The organism is Sutcliffiella horikoshii (assembly GCF_021991925.1).
GTDB lineage: Bacteria > Bacillota > Bacilli > Bacillales > Bacillaceae_I > Sutcliffiella_A > Sutcliffiella_A horikoshii_F.
The window spans coordinates 511,590-527,579 of sequence record NZ_RXZI01000002.1 but is presented as its reverse complement, the minus strand read 5'-3'; the positions used below and the strand labels follow the sequence as shown (position 1 = coordinate 527,579).

Below are 15,990 nucleotides of genomic sequence, written 5' to 3'. Positions count from 1 at the left end.
TACACCTACCTTCCGCCTAATCCTAAGCCGTTAATGATTCTATCTAAAAGTTCGTCCGTTAAAGTAATCATTCTTGCCGAAGCATTGTATGCATGCTGGAACTGGATCATGCTGGTCATTTCCTCGTCCAAGGAAACACCGCTTACCGATTGTCGGCGCTGATCCACTGATAGTCTCAATGTTTCACTGTTGTAGGAGAGTCTGTTCGCCTCCTGGGCATCTACCGCCAAGCCTCCAATAACACTTTCGTAGTAGTTTTGGAAGGTTGTAGAAACACCGTTCAGCTGGAGCGTACGGGCCTTCACCTCTGCTAAGGCAATGGCATTGCTTCCATCACCTACACGACCACCGACCTCACCGATTTTGGGGATATCAACCGAAATGTAATTCCCTTTTGACACGTCTTCCAAGCGGACTTTACTCAAGTCAAAATGGACAGAAGGATTTCCATCCGCATTGATAAACTCTCCCGACAATCCTAGACCAAGGTCTTCTAAACTGGCAAAACTTCCAGAAGTCATTAATTCCTGTTTTGGAGACTTGGCTGCATCATAAACCGTGTATGTAAACTGCTGAACTCCGTTGGCATCCACTGCAGACTGCACAGTAACCGAAACATTTTCCACACCATTAAATCCGTGGAACTCACCTGTTGTAATGATCCCCTTGTTGTAGCCGGAAGCCGCGATATTGTCCAAGGACTGCACGATATCTGATGAAACCGTGAAAAGTTTAGCTGCATCTTTGATGTTCCCCGCAGCTATATCTGTATTTTTAAATTCAAAGAATTTGAACGCTGTATGCTCTCCAGATTCCATGCTCGAGATACTCCAGCCAGATTCATGAACTCTATTAATCTCTTGAGCAAATTCAAACGCTACCGTATCCAGGTGGTTCAACATATCAGGGTATAACCCCTTTTCAGTATTCCCTTCCATAAACCCATAAGAGTCGATCAGGCCACGAAGCTTACCGGAAGCTTGCATACTGCCGATTCCAAAGCTTGTATCCCCAAGCTTGAATCCATCCACAAGCCCTGTATCTGCTCGGTATTCTAAAGAAAGACTGTTCACTCTAAGACTGGTGGCATCAACAAGCGTACCGATTTTACGACCAGAATCATCCACCATCTCAATAGTCAGTTTACCTTCTGCGATACTGCTTGGGTTCCCACTACTTCCAATTGTTGTGGCCTTTATATTGACAAGCTGTGATAGTTCATCCACCAAGCGGTCCCTTTCATCGTAAAGATCATTCGCGAGATAGCCATGTGGTTCGATTTCACCAATTTGCTTATTTATATTGTTGATTTGCTGACTAAGTGCATTTACCTGCTTTACCGTGACATCCATTACATTTTTGATGTCCTGCTGAACAGATGATAAGGAATCCGATAAGAACCGGAATGTTTCCGCAACCGCCAGTCCGCGCTGTCTTACCACCGACCGTGCCCCTGCATTCGTCGGATTGACCGCCAAATCTTGAAAAGCCTGCCAGAAACGGTCCAAAGTGGTAGAAAGGCCGGTTTCGGATGGTTCGTTCATGATCTCTTCCATCTTTTGCAGGGAATCTGCACGCGCCTCCCAATAGCCAAGCTTATTGTTTTCACCACGATACTGGATATCCAGGAAACTCTCCCGCACACGCTGGATACTGCCTGCCTCTACCCCAGTCCCCATCTGTCCGGGTATTTGCGGACGATTCATGGAAGCTGGTGGATATGGTTCTGTTTGGACAAAATTGACCCGTTGTCTGGTATATCCTGGGGTATTGGCATTGGCAATGTTATGCCCGACCGTCTGAAGGGCAGTTTGCTGGGTAACCAGACCACGTCTCGCAACTTCGAGACTATGAAATGTTGAACGCATGTGGTGTTCCTCCTAAGCTTTTGAATCGAACAGGGAGCGCGCAGGTGCACTAACGCTTTTCTTCATGTTCGCGGGTTTCTCATAATTTACCGCATTTGGCAACGGGTTCAGGGTGTTTATGGTCATTGTGACAAATTGAAGGGACTGTTCAAGTAACAGCTGATTGAGTTCGTTCTGCTTTTGGATATTGGAAATGATCTTAGCTAACCTATCTTTCAAAGGAAGCATTTCACTTCTTTCTGCAGGTGAAGCCATTTCGGCAAGCTCAGTTATTGTCTTTCCGCCGGATAGTTCCGCACGTTGCTTTTCTAGCTGAATGATTGCCCGTGTATATTGTTTTTCTTCTCTAGTAATCTCTTGGAGCTCGTCTACCTTGTTTGCTTTTACTACCTCTTCTTTCCGTACAGTCAGTTCATAAAGGTAAGAATGCAAAGTGAGCATTTTATCGAGTAATGTGATAATTGTTGGAATGGACATAGGTTCTCCTTATTTTGAAGGCTCTGTTAAACACCGCTGTTGATTTCCGCGCTAGGCTTTGCTTTCCGCGGGGTGGTGCTTGAGCCTCCTCGGCAAGCCTGCGGGGTCTCGACCTAGCGCTACCTCCCGCCGGAGTCTTCGGCTTGTGCTCCAATCAACAGCTAGAGTTCTAATCATGCTCTAACAGCCCTTATTTATTAAAATAAAAATCTATCATCTTACTGGCAACGGCTTTGGGATCTACCTTGTAGGTGCCGTTTTCCACAGAAACCTTGAGCTTTGCAATCTTTTCCTGACGGGCCTCTGCAAATTGGGAGCGCTCTTGCATCTCTTTTGCTTTACTGGAGATCTCCACCTGGTCACTCTTTGCCTGATTAGGCGTCTGGACCTGCTGTTGTTTCATGTGATTCTTATAGGGGTTGACTCCTGAAGGACCAATATTATTAATCTTCATTGTTATCCCTTCCTTTTCGAACAGTTTGTCTATATATGAATATCGGCACAGATTGGTGAATGTTTATAGGAATTTCTTATCAATTGCATGGTAGGTTCTTCCTTCGCTCCGAATTACCCGCTGTCTTTCTTCTTCACGGTCCAATTGCGAAAGTTGCCCCTGAATATCTTTTTTACAACCAATACAAAGCTTATCCTCTCTAATCATCCTACCACAACGGTCGCACGGATACCCCAAATTTGGAAATTGGGTCAGCTGAATGCGGCCTTTTCGGATAAACTTGAGGATCAACGACTCAGCCACCCCGGTATTTTCCACGACTTGGTCCAAGCTTGCCATTCTGTTATCTCGTTGTCGGATGTACTTGTATACAGTCTGATACTGAACTTCCTCTTCTTTATAACATGCTTCACACACTTCCCTAAAAGCATTTTTTACATAAATCTCTCCACAGTTTGGACAATTATCGAGCTGGGACATGAGGCAACTTCCTTTCGAGCATAAGTTTCTTACTTTTTATATCGTAAAGGAAGCAAAAAAGTTAACTGCGAACTAAGGTGAGCGAAGAAATATCTCCAGCACCTGCCTCTTTTAATATCTTTGCCGCCATCCTGATAGTCGTTCCAGTAGTGTAGATGTCGTCGATCAGGAGTATGCTTTTCCCTCTGACCTTTTGGGGTTCGATGACGTAAAAAGGATTTTCTTGATGCAAACGTTCTTGCCGAGCCTTTTTGGACTGTTTAACAGAATCGGTTTTCGCTAGGAGCTCGGGGAATCCAATTGGAGCTATCAACTTCGCTAAAAGAAGGGACTGATTGAACCCCCGCTCATAGAGGCGTCCTGTTCCTAAGGGGATAGGAACGAGCATCCATGAGTCTTTTTTAAAATACTTTTCATACATCTGCCGAAAGTCTTTATAAAAGGCATCTACCAGAATTGCATCCCCTCTGAATTTGTATTGTGCCAAAACTTCTTTCATGTGGTCGTTATACGTAAAAACAGAACGATTCATCTTTAGCATTCCAGCTGTCTCATCATCACTTTCCCACCTGTGGCAATCAAAGCAGATATCCCCATGCCGGTTTTCCACCGGGACCTCATCCCATACCCTGCCACATATCCTGCATAACTTACCGCTGATTTTCTGAAAAGCTTGCTCACAAGATTCACATACTTGTTCTGCCTTGCTAATACCTAAGAATTCATCCCATCCAAACGAGGAAGCCACCTCCCCCTGACAAACCAAACAGTTACTCATCAAGAAATCCCCCCGTTTTCGCTCGATAGTTCATACGCCTGATCTGATCGATTGCGGCTATCATTTCACGAGTTCTTCCATAATGAAAAAATCTCACATCTCCTTCCGGATGGTGACTGCTGCGACCAGCCCTTCCTGCAATCTGAACAAGGGCACTTTCCGTAAAAAGATTGTCCTCTGCTCCAAGTACACCAACTTGAACATCTGAAACCGTAACTCCTCGCTCCAGTATCGTGGTCGTCACCAAAATTTTTATCTTCCCCTTCCGGAAATCACCCACCTTCTCCTTTCGCTTCTTATCTTTGGCATGAACCCCAGCCACAAGATCTCCATATACCTTTTGTAGAATAACAACAATCTGTTTAAGCAAATCAATACTTGGTACAAAAAGAAAGATGGGTCGGCTTGCCGCATGGTGCTTTTGGACCCAATAAAGCACGTTTCCTGGAAGCCTATTTTTCTTCATCCTTTTTTCCCAGTTCCCACACCACTCTAGGGCTGGGACCGGTAAAGGGTGCCGGTGATACCTCGCCGGAATAATGACAGAGGAAAGCGTACCTGAATGTACCGCACGCTGTATTTTCTTAGAAGGCGTGGCACTCAGATAAATAGTGCTACCACCTTCAGTTCGAGCTTTTCTCGCTGCATATTCTAACGAGGAGTCGACCGAATAGGGGAAAGCATCCACTTCATCAATGATAATGCTATCAAAGGCCCGGTAGTATCGAAGTAGTTGGTGGGTCGTTGCGATAGTAAGCGGGGCATTTTTGATTATGTCCTCACTTCCCCCGTACAAGGTGGCAATCTCTATATTCGGAAACACCTGTTGAAGACGAGGGGAGAGTTCCAAGACAACGTCCGTTCGCGGCGTGGCGATGCATACCCGCTTGCCTTGGGTCAGAGCTGTCTCTATTCCTTTAAAAAGAACCTCCGTTTTTCCAGCACCACAGACTGCCCATACTAGGAGCTGTGTGTTAGATTGGATGGCCCCGATCACTCGGTCGGATGCTAGCTGCTGCCCTTTTGAGAGGGTGCCATTCCAGTCGAGTGTGTAGTTATTGGATTCAGTTGTAGGCTTTGGTCCGCTCCAGCTAATGAGTGGTGTGCATTCACTCACCCTCCCCATCATGATACAGTGCCGGCAATAGGTGCATTCTCGCCTGCATCGGGCACAATGAAAGGCCGCAAACAAGCTGGCTTTTTCATTTCCACATCTTTGACAAATGTGGCCAGTTTTGGCGGCAGTTACACCGTGATCATATCGCAAATATCCATTCTGGTAATGAGATTGAATGGTTTCTAAGGGAAAAGGAATTTCATCTAAGAGAAGGCGTTTACCATGGAGATAGTGCTGAAGGTGTTGGTTGAAGGGGAATGAGGTATTGAGTGGCGGATGAGGGATTTCTGGAAAATCAGAGATCCTTTTAGTGAGTTCACTTTCTTGGTTGGTCGGAATCAGTATTTTATTTTCGTTTTTACAAAAAAGCATAGCTTTCCTCCTTAGATTTTCTTGAATTTTTAAATCGAAAGTTATAACAAGTGGAAAACGTGCAGACGCCCGCAGGCAAGCGAAGCGCCTAAAACGGAAATCAACCGATTTATAAATCTTTCTTCAAAAAAAAGACACCCCAAGCAAGCCTGCCCCTGATGTCTGTTTTTGTCGTTATGGTTGTATAGTAATATTATCGTTTGTACCACCCAAGTCCCAGTGCACCTTCACCTAAATGCGTGCCAATCACCGGGCCGAAATAGCTTAGGAAAAATTCGACGTGTGGGTACTTCTGTTCAAGTTCTTTTTTCATCTCTTGTGCTTCCGCCTCGCGGTTGGCGTGGATCACCACTGCACGCATCGGCACTTGCTCTGAAGCCACTTCATCCAGTAGGTCGTGGATGCGCTTGACCGCTTTTTTACGTGTACGGATCTTTTCAAATGGAACGATTTTCGTGTCCACAAAGTGCAAGAGCGGTTTAACCTGTAAAAGGCTTCCGACAATCGCCTGCGCGCTGCTTAGGCGTCCGCCGCGCTGAAGGTGAGAAAGGTCATCCACCATAAAGTAGGCACGGATGGACTTTTTCATGACGTCCATGCGTTCGAGGATCTGTTCAGGATCCTTTCCTTCTGCGGCCATCTCTGCCGCTTCCAAGACGTATAATCCTTGAACCATGCAACTAATTTCAGAATCATAAGCGTAAACCTGGATATCATCGACCATATCTCCTGCAGCAACCGCTCCTTGGTAGGTTCCGCTGATTCCGCTGGAAAGGTGGATGCTGACTACTGCGTCGTAGTCCTTTGCAAGTTTCTCATATAGGGCTACAAACTCGCCGATTGCCGGCTGGGAGGTGGATGGTAGGTCGCGACTATTCTTTACTTCTTCGTAGAATTGGTCGACTTTAATATCGACTTCCTCCTGATACGATTCGTTCCCGAAAATAACATTCAGCGGGATCATATGTATATCATGCTTTGCACGTAATTCTGCTGGGATGTAGGCAGTACTGTCTGTAACAATCGCCGTTTTCATAAATAGTAGACCTTCCTTATACTAAGTATTTCTGTTATCTATTTAGATTGTACATGAAATGTGGATAACTTTCACCTTTTGTTTGATTTTTGTTGTGGACGGTGATTTATCAACCACTTTTTCACTTTTATCAACCAAGTCGCACTATTTATCAACCAACTATTCATTTTATCAACCAACTCGGACAATATATCGACCATTCGACACCATCAGACAAATTCAGCACGGCCCCCTGTCCCTCTCCCCTACCCCAAAAATCCCACCACAAAAAAAACCTTGGAGACCCAAATCCCCAAGGTTACCTAACCTCTACCCAGCCATTCTTGATTGCCACAACAACAGCCTGTGTACGGTCATTTACATTCATTTTTTGAAGGATGTTACTTACATGGTTCTTCACCGTCTTCTCACTGATGAACAGTGCCTCACCAATCGCTTTGTTGCTTTTACCGTCAGCAAGCAACTGAAGCACTTCGCACTCACGGCGTGTCAGCAAGTGAAGGGGACGGCGAATTTCGATTTGTTGGTACGTTGTAGCTGCCGAACCGCCACCGTTTCCGCCACGTCTGCTTCCGCTTCCTACTCCATTTTCGGTTAAACGGCGGTATTCCCTTACCAAATTGTGCGTCACTTTCGGGTGCAGATAAGATCCGCCATCCGCAACGACCTTGACTGCATCCACCAATGCATCTGCATCCATTTCTTTCAGCAAGTATCCGCGTGCACCTGTTTGCAAGGCATGGGTTACATAGTTTTCGTCATCATGAATGGATAGTACGATGACCTTCGCTTCCGGGTTGGCTTCGACAAGCTGTCTTGTAGCCTCCACACCATTCATTTTAGGCATGTTGATGTCCATGATGAACACGTCCGGCTCGTGCTTTTCCATCAGGTCAAGCGCTTCCGCTCCGTCGTCCCCTTCCGCCACTACGTGAAAGTTTGTTTCAAAATCCAGAATGCGTTTAACTCCTTCACGGAAAAGCTGATGATCATCAATAATCACGATTTTTGTCGTATCCATTCCTCTCATCCTCCCAAATACATCTTTAGCTTAACGGAATTTTGATAAAGACGGTGGTTCCTTTACCGGTTGAGGACTGGATGTCCAAGTCCCCGCTGATAAGCTCTACCCGCTCCCTCATTCCAATTAATCCAAACGACTTTTCTTTTTTTTCTGTCGTATCAAATCCTACACCGTCATCTTTGACGATGACAATAATATGGGTAGGTTTCACCTCCAATTTTACATAAATGGAGCTTGCTTCTGCGTGCTTGATCGCATTGGTGAGCGATTCCTGCACAAGCCGGAACACTGCCACTTCCAGGTTGGCGGAGATTCGGTGCTCCACTCCAAGGTTCATGAATTCAATTCGCGGATACCCGTTATGATAATCCTCGATAGTCGAAATATATTTTTTTAAAGTAGGCACCAACCCAAGATCGTCGAGTGCCATCGGACGAAGATCATAGATGATTCTCCGTACTTCATATAGAGCGGAGCGCACCATCACTTTCAAGGAGCGGATCTCGGATAAAGCCTCTCCAGGTCCCCGCTCCCGGAAAGTGCGATCAATCAAGTCGGAGCGCATCATCACATTTGCCAGCATCTGTGCCGGACCATCATGTATCTCCCTTGAAAGGCGCCTGCGTTCCTCTTCCTGCGCTTCCATGATCTTAAAGCCAAACTCACGTTTCTCAGAAGCATCCGCAATCATTTGCCCTACCTGCTGTAGATCACCTGTAACGTAATTGAGTACCACGGAGACTTGGCTGACAAGTCGATCCGCCTTGGTAATCGTTTCTTCGAGATTTAGCAGCCTGCGCTCAATTTCATTTCTGCGATTTCGCAGTTGCACCTCTTTTTGGGAGATGGTATGTAGTTCTAGTTGAAGTTCGTGTGCGTGATCATACGCTTGTCTGATTTGTTCTTCTGTATAGTTTTTAAATTGCCTGCTTACTTCTGATAGTCGGTTTCGTGCCATGCGGACCTGGATCTCCAGCTTATCTTGTTTATGGATTAGCTGTGTCACCTCAAGCTTTACCGCATTCAACTCTTTGCCAAGGTTCTCAAATTCCTTGCGGGAACTTTCCCCTATCTCGAAAATCTCGTCCTTGCTCACTTCCACCGTTTTAACCATTTGTTCAATAATCATGTCTAATTGTTTAGAGTTTATAACTTTCCGAGACATAGGACATCCTCCAAAAGACCCGGTATTCTTAAAAGAATATCAGGGATACTTCTTTATTCAATATAGTACATTATACCCAAACGCAAGAAAGACACTATATGCTATATCATTCCAATTTTTCCAAACGTTTGTGGGGGTACCTGTCGAAAATTGTCCACACTTTATTATATCGGACCAAAGTTTTACTTGTATAACATTATTATTACAATCAAATTAAAGTTTGTCGATTCTTGCCGTATAAAAGGAGTAATGGACTAGAATTCATTTGATGTCCTTCCCTTTTGCACTTATAATAGAAAGAGTATGGGCATAAAAAAATGCCCTACAAAAGTGCCAGTCATTAAAGGGGAGTTGTCAGAGTGCTGTCTCACTACTATACCGTAAAAGGGCATGGCGAGCATGAAATAACGATTCAAAAGTCCAGATTCATTGCACATATCGCCCGTGCCACAACCGAGGAAGAAGCCCAAAACTTCATACAAGAGATAAAAAAGAAGCACTGGGGTGCAACACATAATTGCTCCGCCTACATGATCGGTGAACACGACCAGGTCCAAAAAGCCAACGATGACGGAGAACCGAGCGGCACAGCCGGCGTTCCCATCCTTGAAGTGTTGAAGAAAAAGGGCCTAAAAGACACTGTAGTTGTCATTACCCGCTACTTTGGCGGTATTAAACTTGGCGCTGGAGGTCTAATACGGGCGTATGGGAAAGCTACCTCTGAAGGAATAAGTGCCACAGGAATGGTAGAACGGAAATTAGTGCAAATTATGCATATTACAGTTGATTATACTCTAAGTGGAAAAGTTGAGTACGCACTTCATACTTCGAGCTATGAAATAAAGCAAATTCTCTACTTGGATACTGTTACATTTGAAATTTATGTTACAGCAATGGAAACACCACTTTTCAAGAATTGGATAACTGAATTAACAAATGGTAAGGGTGAAATAACTTCCGGAGTATCTATTTATAAAGAGAAATCGGTTATATTTTAACTTTTGAGGAGATTATTTATATGAAACATTCGAGAATAGATTACAAAAAGACAAAGAAAAAGAAAGTTTTCAAAAGAATCTTTCTATTCATCACTATTCCTCTTCTACTTATAGCACTCTATCTTGGTTATACGGTTTATGAAACCATAAAGGCAGCAAATAACTCATACGTGGCATTAGATAGAGATAAATCAAAATACAGGGAAAAGCCTGTCGAAATAAGAAAAGACCCTTTTACAATATTGATTTTGGGAATTGAGGACTATGGTAGTGGTGGTAAAGGGGGAAGGTCAGATACTATAATGGTCGCCACATTTAATCCAGATGATGCTTCCATGAATTTACTCAGCATTCCTCGAGATACTCGAGTAAACATTGCTGGAAGAGATGAAAAAGATAAGATAAATCATGCGTATTCTTTCGGTGGATTAGACATGACAGTAAGTACCGTGGAAGATTTCTTGGAGATACCAATAGACTATTACGTAACCTTAGATTTTGATGGTTTCCTGAATATTATTGATACTGTTGGTGGGGTTACTGTTGATGTACCTTTTGATTTTTGGGATTACAAACACGGTGATTGGGATACAAAACTCTATTTCAAAGAAGGCAAAATGAGATTGAACAGTGAGGAAGCATTAACTTACGCCAGAATGAGAAAGAAAGACCCTCGTGGTGATTTAGGGAGAACAGAAAGACAGAAACAAGTCGTTAAAGCGTTAATTGATGAGATTAATTCACCATCTACTCTTTTTAAAGTTAATGATATTGTGAATGATGTGGGTGAAAATGTTGAAACGAATATGAGAGTAAATGAGGTTTTAGCATTTCAGCAGAAATATTCTTCATTCCGAGCTTCTTCCATTAATAATCTTGATTTAGAAGGAACAGATGAATATATTGGCGGCATTTATTATTATATACCTGATGATACATCACTTGCTAATCTTCAGATAGAACTAAAAGAACATTTAGAAATGGATTAGCTTGTTAACTAAACAGCATCCCCTAAAATTCTACATTTTTTTCAAAACACTACTAAATTACCTATTTAGTAGTGTTTTTTTATGATAAACTTATTAATTGAAAAATATGAAATAATTAGGGGGCAATTTCTTGAAAAAGAAGATATTTATCGTTACGTTTGTATTTTTACTTGGTTTTGGGTTCGGCGCAGTTAGTATCTCCACTGCTAACGCGAATAGTAATGTAGTTTTAGCAAGTGTCGAGTGGGTTTTGAGTAAAATAAACCCTGTGGAACAAAGACTAAGTCAACTTGAAGCACGTGTAAATGAACTTGGTTCCGGAAATCCTACTCCAAGCAATCCTATTCAAGATGTGTCAAGCGTGGTAACTACAAAACAAACTGCAATTAGAAGAGGGGCAGGTACTCAATATGCTAGTTTAGTAGATGTTCCTGCAAACACTGTTGTTACTTATCATAGTACGTACACTAACCCTTCAAATGGGGAACAATGGTTTATTGTTAGATTATCAGATAATAGACTTGGTGCTGTAATAGGTTCAGATTCTCAAATTTCCGTAACACCAATTCAAACTGGATTTCAGAATGTTGTATTTAACAATCCAGCGCCAATAAGAAGAGGGGCTTCCGATTCATATTCAATATATACTACTGCTGCTGTTGGATCTACCATGAAATACGAAAGTACTTTTGTGAATTCTTCTACAGGAGAGAAATGGTATCTTGTTAAAATGAATGATGGAAGAGTAGGTGCGGTACGTTCAAACTTTGCTGAGGTGATCAGATAACATGCAAAAAAAAGTATTTCTTTTCTTTTGTCTTTTATTCTTTTTCATCAAAGTGGATTTTTCAAATGCAGAGTTTATACCAAAGCAGTATGTTAATCCAGTTACTGTTGAGTTAACAAGAAGCAATACGATCAACTTTACTCCTGCTGGGACATATAAAATAAAAAATTTACAAAATAACACGGAACGTTTTATTAAACCTAATCAATCATTAACAATTACAAATAACTCAGGTAATTCTGTAGCTAGTTTTGGATCTATAACACTTTCCTCAACAAATGGTTTCGAAATAATTGAAATGACAGGTAACTCGCAAATTGTAGTATTTTCTGCTAGCACGCCTGGACGCAGAGATGCAAGTACTTCGGGTCAGATTTTAACAACCTTTGAAAACGGGGAAGCAGCAGAATATGTAAGTACGCATAACAATAGTCAAGGCGTTTGGTATATTGTAAAAAGATTAAATGGTCAGCATGTTGCTGTACTTGTTAATAACAATGTTCAGTTGATAAATTCTCCTGCACTTTCAACAATTAACACCATTATCGCCAATAATGATAGAAAATATCGAGGCAGTGCTATAATTCATGCAGGGCAATTTATTAATAAACTAGATATGCAATCCTATCTAAAAGGTGTACTACCCAATGAGATGCCTGCTTCATTTCATCTAGAAGCACTCAAAGCTCAAGCGGTGGCAGCAAGAAGTTACGCATATGTCAAGAATGCAAGAGGTCCACTGTCTAATACTACTTCAAGTCAAGTCTATCGTGGCTATACATCTGAAAATAGCAGGACAAATCAAGCCGTAGATGAAACAGATAAAAAAGTAGTTAGATATAATAATAATGTTATAGAAACGTTCTTCTTTTCTACTAGTGGTGGGAGAACAGCCAATGTAGGAGATGTCTGGAATTCAAACCAAAGCAGTTTTCCTTATTTAGTAACAGTAGAGGATGCTTTTGAAGTTTCACCACACAGTAATTGGACTGAAACATATAACAGTAGTTCTTTATTAACAAGTTTCGGCATTAATACCAATGTTCCTCTTTATAATGTTTCCCTTGAAAAAACCGGGGCAAACGGTGAAGTATCAGCAGTAACACTTCATACTGGTAACGGTGATTTCCGAAGAGCGGGTAACGAATTGACTATACGCCAGCTTTTCCCAACCAGTAACGGCAATACGTATGGATTCTTAAAAAGCAACTGGTTTGATTTAACAATTAACACGCCATTTACTATTCAATTGGCAAATGGTACAAGGAATCAGTTGAGCTTAAAAGGTCAACAAGTTCAATTAGCTAATAGCCTTACTTCTCTTAGTGCAACAAACACTTCTATAGCTCTTTCCAATACAAATATTTCTAAGGAAACAGACCCTCAATCCATTATCGTTAATGGGAAGGGCTGGGGGCATAGAATAGGAATGAGCCAGTATGGTGCACAAGGTTATGCTAATAACGGTTGGAATTATGACCAAATTATTAAACATTATTATCGTGGAACAGTTGTTAATGATTTATAAGAAAGCTTTTACAAATTAAATATTATTGAAAATAAAGAAGACCCCATTTCCGCGTTGAAATGGGGTCTTCTTATAACGTAAGGTTAAAATTTCAGTCCAAGCTGTTTTAATGAGCTTGCTTAATATAAATTCTCAGAAATTCTTGTTTTATTTTGAGGCAAAATAGGGTAGATAAAAAGAGGATAAATACGAAAAGCCAAAAAGGATTAAAAATAAAATCCATAAATCCTCCAACTACCACTCTCGGTATGTTAACTGTAAAGAAAACAAATAAGCTAATAAATACCGGATTTTTCGGCATTCTTATAAAAAAGATGTACATTATTTGAATGTATGCACCAAGATAAATTGTCCCGAACAAGATACCTAAATAGCCAAAGTTAGCGTATGCTTCCCCAGCAAACACTGTGTTTAAAACACCAGCCGTCCCTTCTGCCACTCTATCAGGAAAATATTGCCCCATGACAAGTTTTGCAGAACGTACCTGTTCCAAGTCATAGAATTGCAAGAGAATATTGGGTAAGCTTCTGCCATTAAGAAAGTCAACTTGATTTCCGAAAAGCTCTAAGTGTAAGAAGAACGGTGATATTTGTGAAAGAATTAATCTTCCAACTGGCCCTGAATTATAAGAAAGGAATTGATCCACACTCGTAACTCCTTGTATAAAAACATACATGGTCACTATTAAAATTACTCCCACAGATCCAAGCATCATTAGCCTTTTTAAGGAAAGTCTAATTTTACCGATGTAAAAATTTATTAATATAAACATAAGGATGTAGAAGAAAACAGGAGCTTTTTGCAAATCATATACAGATACAAAAACAGATAAAACAAACATCAGCATAAAAGAAATTTTCCATCTTAACAATTTTGTTTTTACATAATATACATATGCAATTAAAGATAAAATTGGTGTTAATCCTAGAGCGAAAATATTCTTGAATAAAACATTTCCTGTAAATCCATGAGATGCTTCTATCCTAAGTCTCCCAAGATCAGAACTGCCTGTTAAGGCAGCTATTATTGGTACATTGTTTAGTTGGGTTATCATGTAAATTATAGCCGCAATGCTAAACAACATTAAGATAGAAAAGATATAAAAATAATCTTTACTCTCCCTTAAATCCGTGGTTATCGGGGCCTCTAAATATAAATGAAATTCCTTCTTCGCATTAAAACCAACCCATTTAGATAACATCAACATTGTAAGAGGGATTATAATCATAATGTAGCATAGCCACAAAAACCCAATAACTCTATAAGTATCGTCTTGCATTCGATGTATCATGTAATTTTCGTCTAACTTTAACACAATTAGTAAAGGTCCAATAAAACTTGAAACTAATAATGAATAATAATACGTTATACTTATTAGGTTCGGCTTTAATAGAGACAAGCTACCTGATACTTTATAGAACAAAAATGAAGATGTAATGAGGGTTATTAGCCATAAGGTTATATAAAGCATAGCTATTTCCTCACTTTCTTATGCTGATTAATTTATCTTTAATAGTTAAAAGTGTGACGACAATGTTCACAATCCAGGGTATAACAATATAGTAATTGCTAATTCCCTCATTTTCTTGTACATAAACTATAGTTAGTATGCCCAATATGCCACTTAAAAACAAAAGAACCATTTTGAAAATGGATACGGGAATATAATACTCTTTTTGACTTCTTATAAAAATTGAAATATTCACAAATAAATAAGAGGCTATTAGAGCAATTACTGCCCCCCATATTGAAAATACTGGGATTAATAATATGTTTAAAACCACACTAATTACAGCTGATATTCCAACATAAATAGATATGACACCTGTCTTCTTATTGAAAAAGAGACCTATAGATATAATTAAGTAATAAAAACTTAAAAATGATCCTAAGCTTAAAATAGCTATATAGCGACTAGCCTCTGCATAAGCAGGGTCCTTAATCATAAATTCCATTACTAATGGGATTACTGTCGCTATTCCCAGTAGTCCAGTCATACCGATAATTAATATCAGTAAAAACAATGTTGAATAAATCTGTTTAGCATTTGAATTATCCTTTATCGACATAGAATAAGGTCTCCACGCCATTTGGACACTAGAGGTTAATAAACTTATTACTGTCGCAAATTTAATTGCAACACCATATATACCTACGCTATTTAAAGATTCAAACGTTGTTAAAAAAAACCGATTGGAGAAAGTTATAATCCAGAATGCAACTGAAGCAGGCACTAGAGGTGCACCATACACCACCAATTTTTTTAGTATTTCTTTATTAAATTTAAAAGAAAACATTTTTATTAATGAAGGAACCAAAACTAATACAATGATAATTACACTAATCAGTCGTCCCAAGTAAATAGAACTTACTTGCAGATCTGAATACTTAAGAAATAGATAAGAAAGTATGGCTACAAATGCTAATTTTGCAACAGTAGTAAAAACAACTTTTTTACTTTTAAATTGGAACCTGTAATAGGTTAATACCAAAGTAATAATTGTTTCGACAATGAGGACGGTTCCTGCTAGGAAAAAGATGTATTTATAATCTGGCGTACCTAATAAAATGGTAGAAATGTACTCACCAAAAAATATAAAGATTAAATTAAATCCAACTGCAATAATAACACGGAAATATAGAGCAGTCTGGAACAACTCTGTTCTTTCTTTTTCATCATTTGTATTGTAGAAATAATAAGCAAGTGCATTATCGGTACCAAAAATAACAACAAATATTAATATGGAAATGAGAGCATCTACGTTTTCAAACACTCCCATTTCCGATGGGGATAGGTAGGTTGTGTAAATTGGCAACATCAGGAATGCAATTAATTTTGTCCCTACATTCATTAATGCATAAAGGAGGGAATCTCCCCCCAATCGTTTTAGATGATTAAACAAGAATTTAACACTCC

General features: G+C 40.4%; 15 protein-coding genes. 4 read left to right on the top strand and 11 right to left on the bottom strand.

Annotated elements, in window-relative coordinates:
* Positions 1–5: 5 nt before the first annotated feature.
* The 9 genes from flgK to EKQ44_RS07890 all read right to left on the bottom strand — a co-directional run bounded on the left by flgK (position 6) and on the right by EKQ44_RS07890 (position 8,771).
* Entirely contained in the window at positions 6–1,868 is a 1,863-nt protein-coding gene (gene flgK, locus EKQ44_RS07930) for a flagellar hook-associated protein FlgK (RefSeq protein ID WP_237663017.1), read from the bottom strand.
* Positions 1,869–1,880: 12 nt separating this feature from the next.
* On the bottom strand, positions 1,881–2,345 hold the full coding sequence (locus EKQ44_RS07925) for a flagellar protein FlgN (RefSeq protein WP_237663016.1): 465 nt from the start codon (positions 2,343–2,345) through the stop codon (positions 1,881–1,883).
* A gap of 190 nt (positions 2,346–2,535) precedes the next feature.
* On the bottom strand, positions 2,536–2,799 hold the full coding sequence (gene flgM, locus EKQ44_RS07920; protein WP_237663015.1) for a flagellar biosynthesis anti-sigma factor FlgM: 264 nt from the start codon (positions 2,797–2,799) through the stop codon (positions 2,536–2,538).
* A gap of 63 nt (positions 2,800–2,862) precedes the next feature.
* A complete protein-coding gene (locus EKQ44_RS07915) occupies positions 2,863–3,279 on the bottom strand; it encodes a TIGR03826 family flagellar region protein (protein ID WP_237663014.1) in 417 nt (138 codons plus the stop codon).
* A gap of 61 nt (positions 3,280–3,340) precedes the next feature.
* Positions 3,341–4,057 carry a ComF family protein gene (locus EKQ44_RS07910; RefSeq protein WP_237663013.1) on the bottom strand — a complete coding sequence of 239 codons (717 nt, stop codon included), beginning with the start codon at positions 4,055–4,057 and terminating at the stop codon, positions 3,341–3,343.
* Complete coding sequence (locus EKQ44_RS07905) at positions 4,050–5,546, bottom strand: DEAD/DEAH box helicase (RefSeq protein WP_237663012.1); 1,497 nt, start codon at positions 5,544–5,546, stop codon at positions 4,050–4,052. The genes EKQ44_RS07910 and EKQ44_RS07905 overlap by 8 nt, the downstream gene beginning before the upstream one ends.
* A gap of 193 nt (positions 5,547–5,739) precedes the next feature.
* Entirely contained in the window at positions 5,740–6,582 is an 843-nt protein-coding gene (locus tag EKQ44_RS07900) for a DegV family protein (RefSeq protein ID WP_237663011.1), read from the bottom strand.
* A gap of 298 nt (positions 6,583–6,880) precedes the next feature.
* The gene (locus tag EKQ44_RS07895) at positions 6,881–7,603 is read right to left on the bottom strand and encodes a response regulator (protein ID WP_237663010.1); all 723 of its coding nucleotides are present in this window, start codon (positions 7,601–7,603) and stop codon (positions 6,881–6,883) included.
* 25 nt (positions 7,604–7,628) lie between these two features.
* Positions 7,629–8,771: a sensor histidine kinase gene (locus EKQ44_RS07890; RefSeq protein ID WP_237663009.1), complete on the bottom strand. Its 1,143-nt coding sequence runs from the start codon at positions 8,769–8,771 to the stop codon at positions 7,629–7,631.
* Between the two features lie 359 nt (positions 8,772–9,130).
* Here EKQ44_RS07890 and EKQ44_RS07885 point away from each other — a divergent pair, with 359 nt between their 5' ends.
* The 4 genes from EKQ44_RS07885 (at position 9,131) to EKQ44_RS07870 (ending at position 13,073) form a co-directional block, all read left to right on the top strand.
* Entirely contained in the window at positions 9,131–9,769 is a 639-nt protein-coding gene (locus EKQ44_RS07885; RefSeq protein WP_237663008.1) for a YigZ family protein, read from the top strand.
* 20 nt (positions 9,770–9,789) lie between these two features.
* Positions 9,790–10,758 (top strand): LCP family protein, encoded by a 969-nt coding sequence (locus tag EKQ44_RS07880; RefSeq protein ID WP_237663007.1) that lies wholly within the window; start codon positions 9,790–9,792, stop codon positions 10,756–10,758.
* Between the two features lie 130 nt (positions 10,759–10,888).
* The gene (locus EKQ44_RS07875) at positions 10,889–11,545 is read left to right on the top strand and encodes an SH3 domain-containing protein (RefSeq protein WP_237663006.1); all 657 of its coding nucleotides are present in this window, start codon (positions 10,889–10,891) and stop codon (positions 11,543–11,545) included.
* A gap of 1 nt (position 11,546) precedes the next feature.
* Positions 11,547–13,073, top strand: coding sequence for a SpoIID/LytB domain-containing protein (locus EKQ44_RS07870; RefSeq protein ID WP_237663005.1), 1,527 nt, complete (start codon positions 11,547–11,549; stop codon positions 13,071–13,073).
* Between the two features lie 106 nt (positions 13,074–13,179).
* Here EKQ44_RS07870 and EKQ44_RS07865 read toward each other — a convergent pair whose 3' ends face one another.
* Both EKQ44_RS07865 and EKQ44_RS07860 read right to left on the bottom strand, forming a co-directional pair.
* Positions 13,180–14,364 (bottom strand): O-antigen polymerase, encoded by a 1,185-nt coding sequence (locus EKQ44_RS07865; RefSeq protein ID WP_237663004.1) that lies wholly within the window; start codon positions 14,362–14,364, stop codon positions 13,180–13,182.
* A 190-nt stretch (positions 14,365–14,554) separates the two neighbouring features.
* Positions 14,555–15,976 (bottom strand): lipopolysaccharide biosynthesis protein, encoded by a 1,422-nt coding sequence (locus EKQ44_RS07860; RefSeq protein WP_237663003.1) that lies wholly within the window; start codon positions 15,974–15,976, stop codon positions 14,555–14,557.
* Positions 15,977–15,990 lie beyond the last annotated feature (14 nt).

Bases quoted from the DNA above. Each gene is read 5' to 3' on its own strand.
- flgK (WP_237663017.1), bottom strand. From the start codon at position 1,868: ATGCGTTCAACATTTCATAGTCTCGAAGTTGCGAGACGTGGTCTGGTT.
- EKQ44_RS07925 (WP_237663016.1), bottom strand. From the start codon at position 2,345: ATGTCCATTCCAACAATTATCACATTACTCGATAAAATGCTCACTTTG.
- flgM (WP_237663015.1), bottom strand. From the start codon at position 2,799: ATGAAGATTAATAATATTGGTCCTTCAGGAGTCAACCCCTATAAGAAT.
- EKQ44_RS07915 (WP_237663014.1), bottom strand. From the start codon at position 3,279: ATGTCCCAGCTCGATAATTGTCCAAACTGTGGAGAGATTTATGTAAAA.
- EKQ44_RS07910 (WP_237663013.1), bottom strand. From the start codon at position 4,057: ATGAGTAACTGTTTGGTTTGTCAGGGGGAGGTGGCTTCCTCGTTTGGA.
- EKQ44_RS07905 (WP_237663012.1), bottom strand. From the start codon at position 5,546: ATGCTTTTTTGTAAAAACGAAAATAAAATACTGATTCCGACCAACCAA.
- EKQ44_RS07900 (WP_237663011.1), bottom strand. From the start codon at position 6,582: ATGAAAACGGCGATTGTTACAGACAGTACTGCCTACATCCCAGCAGAA.
- EKQ44_RS07895 (WP_237663010.1), bottom strand. From the start codon at position 7,603: ATGGATACGACAAAAATCGTGATTATTGATGATCATCAGCTTTTCCGT.
- EKQ44_RS07890 (WP_237663009.1), bottom strand. From the start codon at position 8,771: ATGTCTCGGAAAGTTATAAACTCTAAACAATTAGACATGATTATTGAA.
- EKQ44_RS07880 (WP_237663007.1), top strand. From the start codon at position 9,790: ATGAAACATTCGAGAATAGATTACAAAAAGACAAAGAAAAAGAAAGTT.
- EKQ44_RS07870 (WP_237663005.1), top strand. From the start codon at position 11,547: ATGCAAAAAAAAGTATTTCTTTTCTTTTGTCTTTTATTCTTTTTCATC.
- EKQ44_RS07865 (WP_237663004.1), bottom strand. From the start codon at position 14,364: ATGATACATCGAATGCAAGACGATACTTATAGAGTTATTGGGTTTTTG.